The sequence below is a fragment of the Rhodopirellula sp. UH5 genome, assembly GCF_056839225.1.
Genome location: NZ_CM166390.1, coordinates 4,830,727 through 4,846,193, shown reverse-complemented (window position 1 = coordinate 4,846,193; position 15,467 = coordinate 4,830,727). Strand labels below are relative to the sequence as shown.

Sequence of the window (15,467 nt, the reverse complement as noted above, 5' to 3'; positions counted from 1 at the left end):
CTATCAAGACTCAAGCAACATGATTCCTCCAACGGTGAACAGAATGAACCTTTCCAGACCCCTGGCTCTTTCCGCCATTATAATGGTGATAGCGGCATCGACGACGTCGGATGCACATGCCGATTTAGTGATCACGATCGGGGACGCAGAAGTTGCCGCCGGTGGCAGCGGGTACTTGGATGTGCTGATTTCCAGTACAGACAGCGATCCGTTCCAATACTATTCCCTGAGTTTCGTCGTCAGTGGAGCCAGTCAGAGTGCGTCCCCAATTGAGTTCGTTGAATCAATATTCCCGGCACCTCAGTTAACGACAACCAGCCCCGAAGAATACATTTTCTTAGGGGACAGCGCGGAAGTTGATTCCCCAATCGGATTTGAATTCATAGACAATCAGGAAGGTCTGACCCTCGGCCCCCGCGACCTAGTTAACGTGTTCGATGCAACTTCCTCGGGCAGCGATCGAAATCTCCATCGACTGAATGGCGACTTCCTTCTGGCTCGCTTAAACTTTGTTGCCCCTTCCAATGCGACGATTGGCAATCCTTATACTGTCTCTGTATTCGAAGATACTTTAGGAGTCGAGGGACTATTCTTAAATTCTGAGACTGAGGAGGTCGACTTTTCATCGATTGAAGGCACGATCACCATCACTGCCGCAGCCGTGCCTGAACCATCGAGCATGGCTCTGCTGGCGATGGGTTCGGCAGCGTTCCTTTCCGGAAAGCTTCGTCGCCGAAAAAAGCTCGCTGTATCCAGCAATCGAACTTGCCGCTAGCGCTGCGACGCGGTTTGGTATTAGGTTTTTGGGCGTAGCGGAAGTCGTCAAGACTTTCGGCATCTCAGGTTGCACATCGAAACTCTTGACGAGTTCCACTACGCGAAAACTTCGTTGTGATGCGACACCGGTCCCAACGAATCCTCTACTTCAGCCAGTCATTCAATTGCAGCCAAGCTTTGAGTTGGTTGGGCCATTGGTCGACGGGACGGTCGCCGCGGAACATTCCGAAGCCGTGGCCGCCGGTGGGGAAGAGGTGCATTTCGGCTGGCACGCCGTGTTCGATGCAGGCGGCGTAATAACGCAGGCTGTTTGCGACGGGAACTCCTTTGTCGTCACCAGCATGAACCAAGAACGTGGGGCAAGTCGATGAGCTGACTTGTTCGTCTCGCGACATCTGATGCACCAACTCTTCACTGGGAGATTCACCCAACAGGTTCTTCTTGGATCCGCCGTGCGTGATTTCCTTGTCCAAGGAGATGACTGGGTAAATCAACGCGGCAAAGTTGACGCCGGTTTGCGGGTCCGTCGCGATGGTCGATGCCAAGTGACCGCCTGCGGAGAAACCCATGATGCCGACTTGGTCCGTTTTCAATTTCCACTCGTCAGCATGGTCTCGCATCAGCTTGACGGCTTGGCGAGCATCGCCCATTGGGATCGGATGCTTGTGCGCACCACCGCCACATCGGTACTTCAAAACACCTGCCGTCACGCCTTGTTCGGCGAACCATTCCGCCACCACGTGGCCTTCTTTGTCGATTGCCAACCCGCCGTAACCACCACCGGGGCAGATCACGATCGACGTTCCAGAATGCTTGGCCGGGTCAGCGTGGTAGACCGTCAAGGTCGGACGCGAGATGTCCGTGACCCAGGCATTTCGATCGCCTCGATCGTTCAAGACTTCGGTGTCATCGGCTTCGGTGGATCCGAGTTCTTCATCGGTCCAAAGCGGAAGCGTTTCGGATTCCGCCGATTCGGCGAGTGAGCAGAGAGGCATCCAAGCGGCAGTGAGAACGACGAGCGTGAGAGGAAACTTCCAGGAGGTGTTCATGGGCAGGGCATTCGCGAACAAGGTGGGATGATTCGTTGGGAGAAACGAAATCATAACTCGTCGCGCCGCGAAAAGTGCGGGTGGGCCCGTCTGCCCCGTGAGACAAAATTCGCGTGGGGGCTCCTCCGCTGTGTCAGCGCGTCGTCGACGCGGGCGATTCGTTGCTGCGCACTTGGCTGACCTGGGGCGGGTTCAGTTGCGATTCGTCCCACATCGGTTGTGGTTCGGGAACAGACCACTCGGGCTGTGACAATCCAGGCTGGGAGATGCCAGGGACGGCTTGCTGCGGTACCGGTTGGCTGCGGAACATTTGGTGGTAGTCAGCCAAATGCTGATCCACGTCCCGCGACAGCATGCGTCCGTTGGCATGACCTGCGATCACGCACCCGTAGTACAACGCGGTTCCGCCACCGGGAATGAACCAGCTGGCCGTGCCCGCCACATAGGTTCCGTAGGCGGGGTACAGAATGCGATTGGCTTCGATGATCCCGGCTCGGTCGTGACGATCGTAGAGATGCGCCATCACGTCTCGCGAAGCGATCGTTTCGTGCCACGTGGGGAAGAACATGTACGCCAGGCCATAAGTGCCTTGATAGCGACGACGCGTGAAGTCCTTGGCGTGAGCCAGTTCATGCAGCGCGATCGCGGGAACATCACTGTACAGATGCACCGTCTGCGTGAACGGGTTGAAATGGTCACCACCAAAGAAGCGACCCGGCAGAATCGTTTCGCCACCAACCGACAACAAACCCAAGGTGTAACGGTAAGGCCACGCGACGGTTTTGTTTTGCTGCAGTCGGTGAAAGTCTTTCAAAGGTGCGTATTGGTTGACTCGCACCTTCACGTGAGGCAGGTTGTTTTCATCCAAGTAGCTGGCGACCGTTTCGATGGTCGGACCGGTGATTTGGTGATTGTCGACCCGATGATCCCACAGCAAGATTTTGTCGGGGATGCCCCAGATCCATCCCGCCGTGTCGAGCACCTTGTGGGGCTCGCCGAACTCCACCTGGCTGGTGGAATCGTTGAGCAGCTCAGGGGCGATGTATTGCGGGCGTGTCGGAATGTGGGCGGGCGTCAACACGTGACAGCCGGTGGAACTGAGCAGTCCCAACGTTGCCACCACGAGAGCCAAGAGTTGGCAACGAATCGCTGCGTGCACCTTCATTCCGCCAATCCCTTCACCGAATTCGGATGTCGACTGAGACTCACGAAGTGATTTTCGCGAGCGAGTCTGTTCCTGTACCGAAGCGAACCAGCACCTGGCTCGGCTCCGCAGGATTTCTATCGGAAGGGAACCGGGTCCAGGACAAATGGAACTGGACCGGTCATGCGAAATTCACGGCCTTTGACGGCAGTGGTTTCACGCTGGCCGTTTCACGCCAAGCGGTCGGTTGCCACGTGATAGTGCGGGTCTTCGGAAACATTGACTTCGACCAAGTCACCGGCTTGATTCAACAACGAACGACATTCTTCGCTGAGGTGAGTCAGGTGCAAACGTTTGCCAGCGGCTTGATACTTCTCCGCCAGCCCATTGATGGCTTCCAAGCCCGATTGGTCGTAGACGCGGCTGTAGTAGAAATCGATCACCACGTCGTCGGGGTCTTCGGCAACGTTGAACATTTCTTTGAACGACGACACGGAAGCGAAGAACACGGGGCCGTGCAGCTGATAGATCTTGCTACCGAACTCGTTGATTTTGACATCCACGCCGATGTGCGTGGCGTGTTGCCAAGCGAAGACCAAGGCCGAGACGATCACACCCAAGATCACAGCGGATGCCAAATCGTGCATGAACACGGTGTAACCAGCCACCAAGATCATCACAAACATGTCACTGCGAGGCATGCGGCGAAGCATCTTCAGCGACGCCCATTCGAACGTTCCAATCACCACCATGAACATGACGCCGACCAAAGCCGCCATCGGAATTTGTTCAATCCAAGGTGCCAAGAACAACACGAACAACAACAGGCAGATCGCGGCGGTGATCCCCGAGAGTCGACCACGACCGCCCGAGTTCACGTTGATCAGTGACTGGCCGATCATGGCACAACCGCCCATGCCGCCGAACAACCCACACACCATGTTGGCGGTGCCTTGTCCGATGCATTCGCGGTTGCCTTGTCCGCGAGTTTCCGTGATTTCGTCGATCAAGGACAACGTCATCAGAGACTCGATCAGTCCCACGCCGCAAAGCACAATTGCGAATGGGAAGATGATTTTCAGTGTGGCCCAGTTGAAAGGAACCATGTCGAATTCCATCCAGAACGGCATTGGCAAACCGCCACTGATGCCGGAATCCGAGTCGGAAGATGCTTCGGCAGCCGGATCCGCCGGTGGCATTTCGATGTCTGGCGTGTCGGTTGCTGCCGCAAAGGAATCTTTGATCGAAGGGCCGTCTTGAGCGACAACCGCACTGATCAAAGTGTTGGAACCATCGGCTGCCGTGAGCGGATTGAATTGTTGAGCGTGCAGGGCTGCTTCGGCTTCCTCGGCCGCCATCGCTTCCTTGGCTGCTTTGGTTTCCGCCGCGATGGTGTTGGTTCGTAGCATGTCGCCGACGGTGGCAAGCAAATTGTCGCCGGTCTCGGTCCGTTGCGATTCGTTCACCGCGACTGCGATCAACGTGATGCTCAGAATCGCTGCCAAGGAGGCAGGAATCGCGGTCGTGACTTTGGGCAACAACCAGATGATTGCCATCGTCAAACCAACCAACGCCAGCATGGCGAACAAAGGCAACCCATTCAGGTAGACCAAGGTTCCCGATTCAGAAAGCGTTTTGAAACTGCCCAACTGAGCCATCCCGATGACGATCGCCAATCCATTGACGAACCCCAGCATCACGGGGTGAGGCACCATGCGGATCAGTTTTCCTAACCGCAGCAAGCCAATGATGATTTGCAACACACCGCACAGGATCACGGTTGGGAACAGGTATTCGACGCCGTGATCGGCCACCAGAGCGACAACGACCACCGCCATGGCTCCGGTCGCACCGGAAATCATGCCCGGTCGGCCACCGACGACGGCGGTGATCAACCCGATGAAGAAGGCTGAGTACAAACCGATCAAAGGCGACACACCCGCGACGAACGCAAACGCGATCGCTTCGGGAACCAGCGCGAGAGCGACGGTCAGGCCAGAGAGCAGGTCGTTTTTAAAGGAACTGGTTTGTTGACGGAAAAAGTTCAGCATTTTGGTTTCCGAAGCAGCGACTCATCGGTTCAGTCGCAGGTTCTGCTAAGTCGTTACGGATGGAGCTTCCTTAAACGTAGGCCACCGTGAGACAAAAGCTCGACCGAATGAACATTCGGGCCATCAGCAGAAACCCAATCGACTTGCCAGTGAGGCAGCGAGGGCGGGTATTCAAACCCAAGAAGCGACGCGGGTCAGTCCATTGCATTCCCACGCGAAAGCCGGACTATAATCCTGTCCTACCTTGGGTCAACGCGAATTCGCCTGGCTCGACCGACCACGCACCGGCGTCTCCAACCCACCTCGCCGGTCATCCGAAGGAATGGGCGCAGATTAATGCGTCTCATGCCCTCTTTAAGTTCGTCCGAGGTGATTGTTCGCCCCGATGCCCGCCCCTTCCGCCCCTCCAAATCCACAGAGTTCGATCATGCGGCTCGTTTCAGAATTTTTCGGTTCGCTTTCGTTTCTTCAACGAAACGCCCTGCCATCCAGGTGGATGACGTTGGCCATCGCTGGTTGCTGCGTGCTCGGTGATCCATCCGCGTCGGTGCTGCACGCGGATGAACCTAACGAAACGGGCTCGAACGTTTCGGTCCAAGTCTTTGACACCGACGCTCCCGGTTGGCGGCAATTGGACGGCGACGACTTTGTGCGAGTCAACGGCGACGATCAGACACTGGTCTGGGAAGGCACCGAAGCGCTCGGCAGCGGCCAGCCCATCGGCATCACTCGAACCAAATTCGAAGTCAAAAACTTTGAGTTGGTCATTCAGTGGAAGCATCTCAAACCGGCCGGCAACTCTGGCGTGTTCGCTTGGGTGCCCATGTCGGCTTTGGAAGGCCTGCCGCCCAACCGTTTGCCCAACACTGGCATCGAGGTCCAGATGTTGGACCTCGACTACGGCCGCAAGTACACCGAATCGACCGGAAAACCACCCACTTGGTTCACCAGCCACGGCGACATTTTCGCGGTTGGAAAATCGTCGATGCAGCCGTTTCCTCCGCTGTCGCCCGACGGTCACCGAAGTTTTCCCTCGGCAGAGACCACCCATCCGCACGGAGAGTGGAATCAATATTACGTCCGCGGGATCAACGGCGAGATCCGTCTGTGGGTCAATGGCGTGGAGGTTTCCGGCGGCCGAAGTTGCTCGCCCGATGAAGGCTACTTGTGTCTCGAATCCGAAGGCAGCCCGATTCGATTCCGCGAAATTTGGCTGCGTGAGCTCCCCTGAGCACCGATTTAGGAACCATTCGGGATCAAAAAGGTAGCGGAAGGGCGCGAGCCCTCCGGTGACACACCGGGCGGCTCGCGCCGCTCCGCTATAACCGAACTTGATTCCGAACGGTTCCTGAACACCAACAATTGTGAGACCGGGCGATATTTCGCTCAACCAAGAGGTTTCCGAGCGACGATCAACTGGATTCGGACGCATTCGAAAAATCAGCCCTGGTAAATCCACGGGCCAGACACTATCCTTCGCGATTCGAAAATACGACCTTCGGGTCAATTCCCAATTCTCCACGAACCTTTTTCCCGCCATGTATGCCATCTTTGTCGACGGTGGACGCCAATACCGAGTCGAACCAGGAATGGAACTCGACGTCGATTACCGTGACATCGCTGCAGGAGAAAACCTGAAATTTGAAACCGTTTTGGCCGTTGGCGCTGAAGACGGTCTAAAATTGGGTGCTCCGACTCTGGACGGTGTTTCCATCAGTGCGTCGGTATTGGGCATGTCCCAAGACAAAAAGATCTACATTCAAAAGTTCCGTCGTCGCAAACACAGCAAAAAGCGAACGGGACACCGCCAAAAAAACACCCGCATCCGAATTGAAGAAATCGCGGGCGTATGACGCTTTCCTGATCGGCTGGTTCGATGCCCCATCTTCGCCTGAATGATTTTGAACTGGGCGCGGTTCTTGGAGTGGGCACGGTCGGCACGGTTTACGACGGGAAAGTTCGCGACGACATCGAAGTCCATCCTGCCGCTGATGAAATTCGCGGCCAGGATTTGGCCATCAAAAAGCTGCACCCGGCCGTCTCCCAAGACGAGCTGATCCAAGCCCGTTTCCGTCGCGAAATGTTGATTTTGGAGCGTTTGCAGCATCCCAACATCATTGGGTACTTCGGTGGCGGTTCCGAAGACGGACAACTGTTCTATGTGATGGAACGCGTTGACGGCGGAACCATCAAAGACTTGCTGGAAACCAACGGAGCGTTGGCCTGGCCGGTGGTCGTCGATGTGGCTCGGCAAGTTTGCTCGGCACTTCAATGCGCCCACAACCACGGTGTGATTCACCGTGATCTCAAACCGGGCAATCTGTTTCTCACACGAGATGCACTCGTGAAATTGGGTGACTTTGGGATCGCTCGTGACCAGCATTCGTCGGACCTGACGTCGCAGGGTTTGACGGTCGGCACCCACGCTTACATGGCACCCGAACAGATCACTGGGGATGAAGCCATCAGCGGAAAGGCAGATTTGTATGCCCTCGGCTGCGTGCTGTTTGAAATGCTTGCCAATCGCAAAGTGTTTGCCGGCGAAAACTTTGCCCAACTGTTTGAACAGCATTTGCGGACGAAAGCCCCCACCATCGCTTCGCTGGTGCCAGATGTTCCTGCGGAACTGAGTCAAGTCATTGCCGAATGCTTGGAAAAGCAGCCCGATGATCGACCCTTCAACGCTCGATCCGTTCAAGGGGTGATGATTGAGATCGGTGAGAAATACGATCTGTCAGCTCATCCCCAACAATCCCCGCCCACCGCGGGTGATTCCCACGCTGAGAACCATCCTGCTGACGTCAGTGCCGACAGCGTGACCGAAAAAGGACGGCGGTTGTTGGAAGAGCAAATCCATTTCCGCTTGGGCGGAACGAATCGCGAGCCAGTCAGTTTGGCCAAGATCAGTGTCATCGTGGTGGCGCTCATTGTCCTCGTTGTGTTGGCGGTTTTTCTGTCGGGTGGTTCGTAACGATCCAACGGCGTTGGATTCAGCGAGCTTGGGTGAAAGAAAGTACCGTTCCACCGCAACCGAACCATGGCGAGCTGTATCCAACCTGAAACGGTGTTAAAAAACGCCAATTCTGAACCGTGGATTGCCCCCACTTCACCCGGGCGTGAAGTATTCTGCCACGACTGGTATCTTGAATGCAGGCAGCACGAAGTCTCGAAGGTTGTCGGCAATTGTCTGCCCACAACGCGTCTGCTTGCCTCCCTCTTAGGACTTTACCGATGCCCCGTCTCTCCCGCCTGCTTCCCACCCTCTGCTTGGCCACGTTCATCATGACCTCCCCCGGCAACGCTCAAGATGATTCAGCGGCCAAGGTCGATGACCAACTTGGCTACTTCCTCGGATTCACTGTTGGCAGTTCTTTCGTTCAACAAGGTTTCCAATCCACTGACTTCACCGTCGAAGGAATGAACCAAGGTTTGCAGGACGCGTTGTCGCAAAAAGACCCCGCTCTGAGCGACGAACAGCTGCAAGAAATCCAAGGCAAAATTCAGGCCATGATGCAAAAGCGTCAGGCTGAAAAGATGGCCGAGCTGCAAAAACAAGGCGTGCTGAACCAAGAGAAGAGCGCGTTGTGGCTCAAGCAAAACGCCAAGGTCGAAGGCATCAAAGAACTCGAGGGTGGACTGCAATATAAAGTGGTCAAAGAAGGCGAAGGCGCCTCCCCATCGGCCGAAGACACGGTCGCGGTTCACTACACGGGCAAATTGACCAATGGCGAAGTCTTTGACAGCTCGGTCGAGCGTGGCCAGCCTGCCAAGTTCCCCGTCGGTCGCGTGATCCAGGGGTGGCAACTGGCGCTTCAAAAGATGAAGGTCGGATCGAAGTGGATGCTCTTCATTCCACCAGAATTGGCCTACGGCGAAAACGGTTCGCCACCCAAGATTGGACCCAACGAAGTGTTGGTCTTCGAAGTCGAGTTGCTCGAAATTTTGTAGGTCGCCACGGCGGTCCCAATCCAATCGAATGTTCCTGGACGCTCGTCATTTGACGAGCGTCTTTTTTGCTACCTCCACTCATTTCGTTCGTTCTCGCGAAGGTTCCCCCATGAAGAAATCTTGGATTCAACAGCTGCTGCTCAGTGGAGCTGCGACGGCTTGCTTGGCCGCGCCACCCGCGAACGCTGAATCACCGGACGCGGTTGCCAAGCAACCCACCCAGGCTTCGCCCACGATCAACTTGGCCGAGCCTCCCGCATCGCTCGACGTCTCACCGATGCCCGTCGAAGTCGTGGAAGCCTACCCGAACCTTCGCATCAGTCGGCCGGTGATCATCACTGGTGCGGGTGATGGAAGCGGACGATTGTTCGTCGCCAGCCAAACCGGCGAAGTCTACTTCTTTGACGAAAGCGACAGCGAAGTCTCTGAGCCAGAACTGTTCGCCGACTTCAGCGATCTGGTCACGTACAAAGACCGCGAAAATGAAGAAGGCTTTTTGGGAATGGCGTTCCATCCCCAATTCAAAGACAACGGCCTGTTCTATGCCTACTACACCACGTCGGACAAACCGCACGTTTCGGTTCTGACCGAGTTCAGCACCGTCCAAGGCAGCGACAACCAAAAGGGTGATCCCTCGTCCGCTCGCGAATTGCTGCGGATTGAACAACCATTTTGGAATCACAACGGTGGCACCGTTGCGTTTGGCCCCGATGGTTTCTTGTACATCGCGTTGGGCGATGGCGGGAAAGCCAACGACCCACTGCAATCGGCCCAAGACCCAAGTCAGTTGCTCGGTTCGGTCATGCGAATCGACGTCGACCAACGCGAGGGCGACAAGCCGTACGGCATTCCCAAGGACAATCCTTACGTCGGTCAAACTGATGCCCGGCCTGAGATCTATGCGATCGGTATCCGCAACATTTGGCGGATGGCGTTCGATCCCAAGACCGACTTCCTGTGGGCCGCGGACGTCGGGCAGAACGAGTGGGAAGAAATCAACCTGATCCGCCGCGGTGGGAACTACGGATGGAGCCTGCGAGAAGCCAATCACAAGTTCACGCTCAATGGCAACGGTTCTGACGCTCGTCCCGATTTGATCGATCCGCTGATCGAGTATCCCCACACCGATGATTGGGGAAAATCAGTCACGGGTGGAGCCGTCTATCGCGGGACTCAAACACCGATGCTCGATGGTTATTACCTTTACGGCGACTATGTCACCGGAAAGATTTGGGCGTTGAAGTACGACGCAGAGACATCAACGGTCACCGAAAATCGCCCCATCGCGGCAACCGGATTGCCCGTCTTCACCTTCGGTCAAACGGACTCAGGCGAAGTCCTGGTGAGCACCATGATGGCCGGCGGACGAATCTACAAATTCGTCGCCAAGTGAGTCGCGTCACCTCGTGGTTCGTCACAGCTAAAAGTGAGGGTTGATCGTAGTGGACGAGGCGACGAGTCCTTGGATTTGACGCCAGTTCAGGACTCGTCGCCTCGTCCACTACCCTAAGAACAAGTCCTGACAGACCACGAGTGAGACATTGAGGCTCGCGGCGTTCGCTTCCTCCTCCGAACTTGGCATCCGATCAATGGATGTGTCCGGAGGAGGAACATGGAATGAGACTTAGCCACGCGTGAACAACAAGTGACGATGTTAGCGGTGTGGCGCAAGCCGCCCGGTGAGGGACCGGAGGGCTCGCGCCCATCCGCTACTTTTTAAAATCCCGAAAATGATTCCTCAGCGAGCGATGTCAAACGCGAAAATCAGGTTTTGATCGCGAATGAACAACGTCTGATCCGCCACCACGGGGTGGGCCCAAATCGCACCGCTTCCACGAGGCAAATCTGTTTCGCGAGGGATGGTCAACTTGCCCAGTGGTGACCAACGTTCGGGATTGGGTTCCAACAGAATCACCGTGCCATCTTTGTCGTTGTAGCAATACAAACGACCATCGGCGAAACAGATCGAACCGCTCGTGTTGGGACGCAGTTTCTCTTGCCAAAGCGTGTCACCGCTTTCGATGTCCTGTGCCATCCAAACGCCACCACTGGCTTTGGTGAGTCCGTAGATCGTGCCGTCCACCGCCACCACGCCGCCGTGGTGATTCATCATCGACTTTCCGTCGAGATGATAGATCTGTTCGGCGTTGATTCCACCATCGGCAGAAGTCAACTTCAACAACACGTTGCCGGCGCCGTAGTCGCTGGTGTGATAGATGTGGTCACCGAGAATCAGTGGCGTCGGAATGGTGGCGACTTTGTTTCCTGACAAAGGGTTCTCAAACAGCTTTGCACCGGACTCACAATCAAACGCAACCACACCAATGCTGCTGGCGGTGACGTAGTAATTGGTTCCGCCCAGGGAACCCTTCATGGCGGACACGTAGTGTGAGGGCGCGTCGACGCCCTTGGATTGCCACAGCAATTTCCCGGTGCGACGATCCAAAGCAATCATGAAATTGCTGCCGCCCGGTGTGACGACGACGCGATCGCCATCGATCAACACCGACTCGCTGTATCCCCACTTGGGAATCCCACCGCCGTAGTCGGCGACCAAGTCGACGGACCAAAGCTTGCGTCCGTCTTGGCGTCGCAGGGCCGAGACGACACCCACGTCGGACAACACGAAGACCTGATCGCCATCGATGGTCGGGGTGCTGCGTGGTCCGCCACCCCAACCCGTGTTGTAGTCGTCGCCGCTGCCGGCACGCGACACGGGAACTTGCCAGATCGATTGCCCGGTTTTGGAGTCGACGCAAATCGCATAGCAGTTCTGCTCATCCGAGCCCATCGAGAACAGTTTGCCGTCCACAATCGCGGTGCTGCTGTACCCACGTCCGGCGGTGGAAAATGTCCACTTCAGTTTGGGGCCGTCCTCGGGCCAGGTGGCAAGCAAATTTTGGTCGGCTGCCTTGCCGTCTCGGGCAGGACCTCGCCATTGTGGCCAATCGGTGTCACCGGCCAGCAGGTTGGTTCCCAGCACCGTGGTGCCGAGGATCAACGAAGTGGCTGCAATTCGTTTTACCTTTGCCAAGATCGGCCGAGCAGTTTCGAATGAGGGCAGGATACGAAGTCGACGAAGCATGGTGGCTCGTTCCGGAATGGTGTGAAGGCGGGGAAGGTCGGAACTTTTGGTCGAGTTCCGCCTAGGCACTTTAGCAAACCACCCCACGCGATCCAAGCAAGCGGAACGCCCGTCAAGGAACCTCCGGACACCCAGGACAGCATTCGTTCCGGTCAGGGGCTTCGTTTTGCAAACCAAGGTCTGGGAAGAACTTAAGAAGTTGGTCGAAATTCGTAGCGGACGCTAGAATCAGCCCCATTTTGGATCTGAAAACGACATGATTGACCGTGCCGCTGCGATCTTTCACCGATCCCAGTTCAGGCGGGCAATCAACCAGCCGGTGAAACTGGACTAAACTGACAGACACCGTTCCTGCCGAGAGATTTCTGTTGAACCCACCGCGATCTGATTCGACGTCTTCGGACACCACCACCGCTTTGGTGATCGCCTCCAAAAGAGGCGACAACGAAGCGTTGGGGCAATTGATGTTGCGCTACCGGGGATACCTGTTGATGCTGGCTCATCGCTATCTCAGCGATCAACTTCGTCGGCGAATTGATCCCGCCGATTTGGTGCAGGTCACGTTCTTGGAAGCGAAACGCGACCTGCATGCGTTTCGAGGCGAATCCTCGGGCGAGTTCGCGGGCTGGTTGCGAGGCATGCTGAAAAACAATGTTGCTTCTGCGGTCGCTCACCACGTGATGACCCAGAAGCGTTCGACAAAGAAAGAAGTGCACGCTGGAGGAGCAGGTGGCGATGGCAGCCAGCCCGACAACTGGATTGCGCAAATGCCTGGAGCCAAGACCAGCCCGAGCGGTGTGGCGGTTCGGCAAGAAGCGGTCAGTGCGATGATGGAAGCACTGCATGAGCTGCCCGAAACGCAGGCCGAAGCCATCCGACTGCGCTACATGGAAGGACTGTCGTTGAAAGAGATCGTCGATCGAATGGACAAAAGCGAGACCGCGGTCGCCGGTCTGCTCAAACGAGGTTTGAAGAAGCTTCGGACGATTTTGGACACCGACAGCAGTCCTTGGTGGAAGACCTGATGGCTGAAACCAACGACGACGGTTTGGACGAGATCTTCGCGTTGTACCTGTCCGCTTGCGACACGGGTGAACTGACTTCACGAGATGACTTTCTGAAACAGCATCCTGAACACGCCGATCAACTTCGCGAGTTGATGGACGCAGCCGATTTGATCGGGACCTTCTCCATGGCTGGATCGGCTCCTGGGGAGACGTCCCACCCGTGGACCGAACCAATCACGTTGCCGCCTGATGTGGATGCCCACGAGGTGGATTTGCGTCTGGCATCGACGGCCAGCCAGATTGATGTTCGAACCGACCTCGCCGACACAATTGGAATTGGCACCGCGTTGTCGGATGATGGTCTGGGGGAACATTCCAACGTGGATCCCAATTTGACGCTGCCAATGGCCAATCGCTCCCAAGGTGATTCGGGTCCGTCGCTTCCATTCGATCTGGGCGACTACCAACTGCTCAAAGTTTTGGGCGTCGGTGGGATGGGAGTGGTTTATCTGGCCAAGCAACGTGACTTGGACCGGTTGGTGGCCGTGAAGATGATCCGCAGTGGCATCTTGGCTGGCCAAGACGAAGTCAAACGTTTTTACATTGAAGCCAAAGCCGCTGCGAAACTCAAACACCCCAACATCGTCGCGGTTCACCAGTTCGGGCGGCGTGCCGGTCACCACTTCTTCTCGATGCAGTATGTCGAAGGGGAAGACCTTCAAAAGGTATTGGCCAAAGGTCCGCTGCCATCCCGCCGAGCGGCCGAAATCGTTCGCGACGTGGCGCAAGCGATTCATCACGCCCACAGCCGAGGAGTGCTGCACCGAGACCTCAAGCCTGGCAATGTGCTGATCGATCCGTCGGGCCAAGTCCATGTGACCGACTTTGGTCTGGCCAAACACACCGACGCGGACAGCAGCGTGACCGGCAGTGGTGCCGCGGTGGGAACTCCTCACTACATGGCTCCTGAGCAAGCCCTCGGACACAGCGACCGCGTCACCCATCACAGCGACATCTATTCCCTCGGTGCGATTCTCTTTGCGGCGATCACCTCACGCCCACCGATCGTTGGCGACACTGTGATGCAAACGTTGTTGAAGGTCGCCCATCAACCCCCGCCAACCCTGCGATCGGTTTGTCCGCAAGCGGAATCGGATCTGGAGGTGATCGTTGCGAAGTGTTTGGAGAAACAACCCAAGGATCGCTACAAAACGGCCAAAAACTTGGCCGATGATCTGAATCGTTTCTTGTGCGGCCAGACCATCCATGCTCGCTCGAGAAGTCGTGCTCGCAAAGTCATCGACTGGTTTGGACAAGTCCCGGTTGTCGCCGCGGTCACAGGGCGTCAGACATCCGGCACACCCATTGGACAGCGCCGATTCCAAAATGGAATTTTGTCCGCTTCGCTGGTTCTTCCGGTGCTGTTGTTTGCCGCGTTGGTGTGGCAACAACGAATCAACAACGCGATGCCCACGCGAATTCGAATCGCAGGCGGTCTTCCCGGCGGCTTGTACAATCGCGTCTCCGAAGAGTTGTCCCAGGGCCTGCAGTCACGCACCTCCGTGCCTTGCGAAGTCATTCAGACCAATGGCACGTGGGACAATCGCGAGCGTTTGTTGGCTGGCGAATTTGAGTTGGCCCCGATCCAAGCCACCGCGGTCAATGGAGAAACGCTTCGCGTGGTGGCGCCTTTGTTCTACGAAGCCGTCCACATTCTCATTCGCGATGACAGTGAGATTGATTCCGTCGAAGACCTCTCGGGACAACGAATCGCCGTGGGTCCACACGGCAGCGGTTCACGTCGAGCGGCTGAGATGGTGCTCGAGTCACTCTCCTTGTCTGAGTCCGTTTCGCCTCGCGTTGAGATGCCTTGGGAGACGCTGCAAGAAACCAACCCCGAGGTTTCCGCCGAAGCCGCGATCATTTGCATCGGCGTCGGCAGCGACCTCGTCACGCGAATGCTGACAGAGCATCGATGGCATTTGTTGCCGCTTTCCAATGGGGTCGCGATCGCACTGCAGCATCCAACGCTGCACGCGATGACGATCACCGTCGATGCGTACTCCGGATCCAGCATCCCCGCGTCGGGTATTCACACGGTCGGAACCACCGCGTTTCTGGTTTGTCGCGACACAGCCCCGGATCCTTTGATCGAAAGCACTCTGCATTCGCTTTACGAGGAACCATCGATCATCGGATTGATCCCGGCTCGCCAAGCCGCCGAGTGGCAAGGCCTCGCTTTCCACCGGATCTCCCGTCGCTACTACGACGAATTGGAAGCAACCTTGACGGGAACAAATTGATCACTGATCACGACGGTCAAAACCAAAGCAGATTGGCAGTCTCAGTCGGTCAATATGCCTTTTGAAACCAAGCGTCGGTGACTTTCAAGTCGTGTGTTACACT

General features: G+C 56.4%; 12 protein-coding genes. 8 read left to right on the top strand and 4 right to left on the bottom strand.

Annotation, left to right across the window (positions count from 1 at the left end):
• Positions 1 to 43 precede the first annotated feature (43 nt).
• A complete protein-coding gene (locus tag UH5x_RS17115) occupies positions 44 to 775 on the top strand; it encodes a PEP-CTERM sorting domain-containing protein (protein ID WP_482633129.1) in 732 nt (243 codons plus the stop codon).
• Positions 776 to 920: 145 nt separating this feature from the next.
• On the opposite strand, the gene UH5x_RS17110 is transcribed toward UH5x_RS17115, so the two are convergent.
• The 3 genes from UH5x_RS17110 to UH5x_RS17100 all read right to left on the bottom strand — a co-directional run bounded on the left by UH5x_RS17110 (position 921) and on the right by UH5x_RS17100 (position 5,021).
• Positions 921 to 1,826, bottom strand: a complete 906-nt coding sequence (locus tag UH5x_RS17110) for an alpha/beta hydrolase (protein WP_482633128.1) — start codon at positions 1,824 to 1,826, stop codon at positions 921 to 923.
• A gap of 133 nt (positions 1,827 to 1,959) precedes the next feature.
• Entirely contained in the window at positions 1,960 to 2,991 is a 1,032-nt protein-coding gene (locus UH5x_RS17105; RefSeq protein WP_482633127.1) for a hypothetical protein, read from the bottom strand.
• Positions 2,992 to 3,200: 209 nt separating this feature from the next.
• Positions 3,201 to 5,021, bottom strand: a complete 1,821-nt coding sequence (locus UH5x_RS17100) for a SulP family inorganic anion transporter (protein WP_047816469.1) — start codon at positions 5,019 to 5,021, stop codon at positions 3,201 to 3,203.
• Positions 5,022 to 5,448: 427 nt separating this feature from the next.
• Between UH5x_RS17100 and UH5x_RS17095 the strand changes: the two genes are divergently transcribed.
• The 5 genes from UH5x_RS17095 to UH5x_RS17075 all read left to right on the top strand — a co-directional run bounded on the left by UH5x_RS17095 (position 5,449) and on the right by UH5x_RS17075 (position 10,362).
• The gene (locus UH5x_RS17095) at positions 5,449 to 6,252 is read left to right on the top strand and encodes a 3-keto-disaccharide hydrolase (protein WP_482633126.1); all 804 of its coding nucleotides are present in this window, start codon (positions 5,449 to 5,451) and stop codon (positions 6,250 to 6,252) included.
• A gap of 307 nt (positions 6,253 to 6,559) precedes the next feature.
• Entirely contained in the window at positions 6,560 to 6,874 is a 315-nt protein-coding gene (rplU, locus tag UH5x_RS17090) for a 50S ribosomal protein L21 (protein WP_047816713.1), read from the top strand.
• A gap of 71 nt (positions 6,875 to 6,945) precedes the next feature.
• Entirely contained in the window at positions 6,946 to 7,992 is a 1,047-nt protein-coding gene (locus tag UH5x_RS17085) for a serine/threonine-protein kinase (RefSeq protein WP_047816712.1), read from the top strand.
• Between the two features lie 311 nt (positions 7,993 to 8,303).
• A complete protein-coding gene (gene bamJ / locus UH5x_RS17080; RefSeq protein ID WP_047816711.1) occupies positions 8,304 to 8,969 on the top strand; it encodes a BamJ family beta-barrel-assembly machinery protein in 666 nt (221 codons plus the stop codon).
• 109 nt (positions 8,970 to 9,078) lie between these two features.
• Positions 9,079 to 10,362, top strand: coding sequence for a PQQ-dependent sugar dehydrogenase (locus tag UH5x_RS17075; RefSeq protein WP_047816710.1), 1,284 nt, complete (start codon positions 9,079 to 9,081; stop codon positions 10,360 to 10,362).
• 345 nt (positions 10,363 to 10,707) lie between these two features.
• Here the strand turns inward: UH5x_RS17075 and UH5x_RS17070 are convergent, their stop codons facing one another.
• The gene (locus UH5x_RS17070) at positions 10,708 to 12,054 is read right to left on the bottom strand and encodes an outer membrane protein assembly factor BamB family protein (RefSeq protein ID WP_482633125.1); all 1,347 of its coding nucleotides are present in this window, start codon (positions 12,052 to 12,054) and stop codon (positions 10,708 to 10,710) included.
• 368 nt (positions 12,055 to 12,422) lie between these two features.
• On the opposite strand from UH5x_RS17070, the gene UH5x_RS17065 reads away from it, so the two are divergent.
• Both UH5x_RS17065 and UH5x_RS17060 read left to right on the top strand, forming a co-directional pair.
• Entirely contained in the window at positions 12,423 to 13,079 is a 657-nt protein-coding gene (locus UH5x_RS17065) for a sigma-70 family RNA polymerase sigma factor (protein WP_047816466.1), read from the top strand.
• Positions 13,064 to 15,364, top strand: a complete 2,301-nt coding sequence (locus UH5x_RS17060) for a TAXI family TRAP transporter solute-binding subunit (RefSeq protein WP_482633124.1) — start codon at positions 13,064 to 13,066, stop codon at positions 15,362 to 15,364. The genes UH5x_RS17065 and UH5x_RS17060 overlap by 16 nt, the downstream gene beginning before the upstream one ends.
• The last annotated feature ends 103 nt before the right edge of the window (positions 15,365 to 15,467 follow it).

Excerpts from the sequence above, each read along its gene's own strand:
- UH5x_RS17115 (WP_482633129.1), top strand. The coding sequence starts at position 44 with ATGAACCTTTCCAGACCCCTGGCTCTTTCCGCCATTATAATGGTGATA.
- UH5x_RS17110 (WP_482633128.1), bottom strand. The coding sequence starts at position 1,826 with ATGAACACCTCCTGGAAGTTTCCTCTCACGCTCGTCGTTCTCACTGCC.
- UH5x_RS17105 (WP_482633127.1), bottom strand. The coding sequence starts at position 2,991 with ATGAAGGTGCACGCAGCGATTCGTTGCCAACTCTTGGCTCTCGTGGTG.
- UH5x_RS17100 (WP_047816469.1), bottom strand. The coding sequence starts at position 5,021 with ATGCTGAACTTTTTCCGTCAACAAACCAGTTCCTTTAAAAACGACCTG.
- UH5x_RS17095 (WP_482633126.1), top strand. The coding sequence starts at position 5,449 with ATGCGGCTCGTTTCAGAATTTTTCGGTTCGCTTTCGTTTCTTCAACGA.
- rplU (WP_047816713.1), top strand. The coding sequence starts at position 6,560 with ATGTATGCCATCTTTGTCGACGGTGGACGCCAATACCGAGTCGAACCA.
- bamJ (WP_047816711.1), top strand. The coding sequence starts at position 8,304 with ATGACCTCCCCCGGCAACGCTCAAGATGATTCAGCGGCCAAGGTCGAT.
- UH5x_RS17075 (WP_047816710.1), top strand. The coding sequence starts at position 9,079 with ATGAAGAAATCTTGGATTCAACAGCTGCTGCTCAGTGGAGCTGCGACG.
- UH5x_RS17070 (WP_482633125.1), bottom strand. The coding sequence starts at position 12,054 with ATGCTTCGTCGACTTCGTATCCTGCCCTCATTCGAAACTGCTCGGCCG.